Raw genomic sequence first — 3,991 nt, 5'->3', positions numbered from 1 at the left:
AATCTCTATTGTTGAAAGGTTAGGGATTTGTTTTATTTATAGTTGTAGCAACTTGTAGGATTATCTATGTCATTTTCAAATCTTTTTTAGTTTTTATTAGTAAATAAGATGCGTTCGCCCTGAGGTATACTCTCATTCTGAAGTACCTCAAGATGACCGCGTAAATTGCTGGTGTATCGCTCCACATCTGCTTTATTTAAACCACTCACTTTAACAACAAATTGCTGTTTATTTTCATTTTCAAAGGGAGCAAAACTTTCGTAGCGGGGTTGTGGTGCTGAAAACTCCAGTGGTCTTGATTCACTCATTAGTTTTTGCCTTTAATCTATAATTTTTATGTTTTACTTGGCACAGCGTATGCCAACCCGTGCATGAGTGGACAATCCATCAGCAGGGAACCGCTCTGTAACTCTGTACATTTTATACCTCCAGTTACCTCCTCTTATAAGTAAAACTTTATCTCTTAATTTTTCCGGCTGACCATCCCAAGCTTTCTTTTGGTCAGAGTTTTGATACTGCTGATCAAAATAAGACGCAGTCCACTCCGCGACGTTACCAACTAAGTTAAAAATATCTTTGTCTTCGGGGCTAACACCCTCAGAATGACTATTGACGGGTTCTGTACCCTTTTGCACATTCTCAAACAAAAGATTGGCATATTTAGGTGTAGGTAGTCCGTTACCCCAAGGCCAAAGTCTCCCATCGGAGCCACGCGCAGCACGCTCCCACTCCACTTCAGTTGGTAAACGTCTTCCTAACCAATGACAGTATTTTGCTGCTTGAACTGCTGTAATTCCTACAATTGGGTGGTTTAAATTTATATTATTTATGTAACTATCGATGTAACGAAGTAGTTCTGTTTTTGGCTCCGAGCAAACTCTAGCTCTTTGACATAGACGATACTGCTGATTAGAGACTTCGTACTGTTCTATTTGAAAAGCTGGAATATAAACTGTTCGTGAAGGTTTTTCATCAGGCTTGGCTAGACTATCATCTGTGCCAATAATGGCATTGCCCTCTGGAATGTTTACCATAGTCCCAAGAGAATCTGCCTGCCAGCGCAGTAGCTCAGGATAAGCAAGTACACTTGTAGTACCAAGAGCGATCGCACCCAAAACGGCAACTAGCGATCGCAACCTGGTTCGTGATTGTCGCATTAGTAGAAGTTCACGCTGTTGGATCTGTTCCCGTTCCTGCTTTTCCCTATCCCGTAATGCCAGACTCAGCTGAATAAAAACTCGCTCCTCTAAACTCAATTCCTCTAAACGCTTATGCTGCAAACCTTCCGCCTCATCCAGTGGTACACCTCGCAGCAACGCCCCGTCGTCTTTTCCACTAGATTCCCATTGCCGTATCGCCGCCCTTAACCTTTCTTGCCAGGTGCGGAAACTACGATCTTCCTCCATCCACTGACGTAGCTGCTGCCATTCCCGAATTAGGGCTTCGTGGATAACCTCGACTGTTTCTTCCTCAGATGTCTCGTTGCGTCCTGTAACTACTAGACGTTGATTAGCCAGATGCGTCACCAAATCCCAGTTATCTTCTCCCACCTCTGCACGAGTTGCCAGCCTTCGGGTGTCCTCGGTTCCTTCCCCAGGACGCACTAACTGGATAAAAATCCGCTTTGCCCTTTCCTTATCTGCTTCAGAAAGCTCGTTATACTCCTTTTGGGCGTACTCAGCTAGCGCCTTCTCGACGCCGCCGATCGCATCATAAGCCTGATGAGTCAGCTGGTGATTGTGTTGTTTCGTCCATAACTGCGTTAGGGCAAACTCTAGCAAAGGTAGATTTCCCGGTTGTTTCTCTACTGCGTCTAAAATGCGATCGCTCAGTCCCTCTTCCAGTTGCACTAAATCCGAGGCTGGTTTTTCAATCACATATTGCAGTTCTTGGCGGTTCATCGGGCCGAGTAGGCAAATAGCTCCTCCTCTGTTGCGGGGGATGGGGTTAGATAATAGAAGTTCTCCTTGCAAGGCATCAGCGAAGGGGCGGTTTGACAAGGCGTATCCGAGAAAGTCAGCTCGGAGGGTGAGGACTAGGGTAAAGTTTGGGGTGTGGTTAACTGCTGTCAGTATTTGGTCTATAAAACAGCGTTGTTCTTCCACATCTCGGCAAAGGGTGAACAGTTCCTCAAACTGATCGGCAACCAGCAATAGGCGAGTACCGATTTTCTTTTCTAGAATGCGTCCCGCTACATCCTGCAAGGTTAAGTCAAACTGTCGGAGTGCCGTAGCTAGTTTATTAACTTCAACTAGGCGATCAGTTTCACTCAACTGTGTTGGCAATAACTGAACCAACTTCGCCGCCAAGTTATGCAAAGGGCGATCGCCTGGGCGGAAAGATTCAACTATCCAAGCTTGTTGAGCACGCAACTGGGGAATCAAACCAGCAAACACCACTGATGATTTGCCGCTTCCAGAAGACCCAATCACTGCCACTAGGGGCTGTTTTTTTACAGATGCCACTAGCTTGGTGGTAAATTCCTCTCGCCCAAAAAAGAACTTAGCATCCTCCTCACGGAAAGCAAACAAGCCTTGATACGGACAGGGGGGAATGGCTTGCTCACCTAGTTGGGGGAAAGCTTTCACCAGTTGGGAAATAGGAATAATGAAAGCAGCTTTGACATCTTGCCTATCCCGTGACTGCTCGGCTGTAACAGTCATACCAACAACGCCATTAAGCTGTTTATCCCAGACAGGTGCGCCACTAAAACCAGACTCAACCCGATAAGCAGTTTGTTGTACCACCTCCATCTGTATCCGACCGCCACTTACAGGCTGACGTAGTTCGCCAGCAGTCCACACACCACTGTCGCGTCCTACCGGAAAACCCAAAACTTGGAATTCATGCCCCCATAAATCCTCTGCTGTCACCAATCGCACTGGTCTAGCGCGCTCAGTCGGATTATCTAACAACTCCAATGCTGCAATATCCGAGAATTCTAAAGTGGATGTGCTCGGTTGTACTGCTATCCAGCAAACTACTTGCGCTTTCAGTATTTGACGAGGCGCGACTAAGGGAAAATCTAGATAGACTTCGCAAGTAGGATTTTCGGTTGCTGCTAGCGATCGCGAGAGTGCGGCATTAACCACATGAGCACAGGTTAGGACATGCTTTTGGGAAACTAAAAAGCCTGCACCAACTACTTCACCATTAGCTTTGCAAATTCGCACAATAGCAGAGGTGAGTTGTGCATTCATCTAGGGTGAATTCTTCCACTTCAAAGTGATTTCATAGTTAGCTTCTGCACCCGCAGCAGCAATAATTGCACCCGCAGCAGCGCTCATTTTCACTCCGAATTTGACTTCCACTTCATTAGGTGGATCGCTGATACCGCGCAGTTTAGTGATAATCGTCGTAGCTACAGGTTTGATTTTTTCTACTGCGTCTGCAAAGGATTGTTTAGTTCTATCAATCAATTCCCCAGGGCGAGCAACTAAATCTAGATCGTTGTCACTTACTTCTGGTTCTTCCACTTCCACCAAAATTGATTCACCACCGTCTAAGGAAAATTCAACTAAACGCTTCACTGTAGACCTCTGCTCAAAACGAAAATGCGGTATTTGTTGAAGCCATATTGCCTACACAACTTTTGTAAATTCTGCGTAGGTGAAGGATAGTTCGTTTTACCCCTAAGACTGTAAACTCTAAGTAATTTATCAATATTGAGGGAGTAACCAAAACTACAACTTGTTTACCACCCTTAGTATTCATTTTACTAGCGGTTGATTCCAGATTTTTCTCAATTTCTTAAGATTCAGCCATAATAACGCAAAAGCGCCCCCCATTACTGGAGAGCGCTTTTCGTTGTAGAGACGCGATTCATCGCGTCATGTTCAATGATTAACCGTTGATAGCAGGAGTGCTGAGAGCAACAGGAGCAGAATCAAGAGCAGCCAAATCCAGAGGGAAGTTGTGAGCATTGCGCTCGTGCATCACTTCCATACCCAGGTTAGCGCGGTTGATGACATCAGCCCAAGTACCAATCACA

The 3,991-nt window shown here is 45.5% G+C and carries 3 protein-coding genes and 1 pseudogene; all 4 read right to left on the bottom strand.

The annotated features are described in order from the left end of the window. Positions 1 to 86 precede the first annotated feature (86 nt). Positions 87 to 308, bottom strand: coding sequence for a hypothetical protein (locus FNW02_RS37585; protein ID WP_191762544.1), 222 nt, complete (start codon positions 306 to 308; stop codon positions 87 to 89). Positions 309 to 341: 33 nt separating this feature from the next. Further along, positions 342 to 3,200: an nSTAND1 domain-containing NTPase gene (locus tag FNW02_RS37580; protein WP_191762543.1), complete on the bottom strand. Its 2,859-nt coding sequence runs from the start codon at positions 3,198 to 3,200 to the stop codon at positions 342 to 344. Beyond that, positions 3,201 to 3,530, bottom strand: coding sequence for a CU044_2847 family protein (locus FNW02_RS37575; RefSeq protein ID WP_191762542.1), 330 nt, complete (start codon positions 3,528 to 3,530; stop codon positions 3,201 to 3,203). A gap of 313 nt (positions 3,531 to 3,843) precedes the next feature. Further along, positions 3,844 to 3,991: pseudogene (locus FNW02_RS37570) on the bottom strand (photosystem II q(b) protein); the annotation flags it as partial.

Origin of the sequence: Komarekiella delphini-convector SJRDD-AB1 (assembly GCF_014831675.1) — a bacterium.
In the GTDB taxonomy this organism is placed as follows: domain Bacteria; phylum Cyanobacteriota; class Cyanobacteriia; order Cyanobacteriales; family Nostocaceae; genus Komarekiella.
The sequence above is the reverse complement of the archived record's forward strand: the minus strand, read 5'-3'. Positions and strand labels throughout refer to the sequence as shown.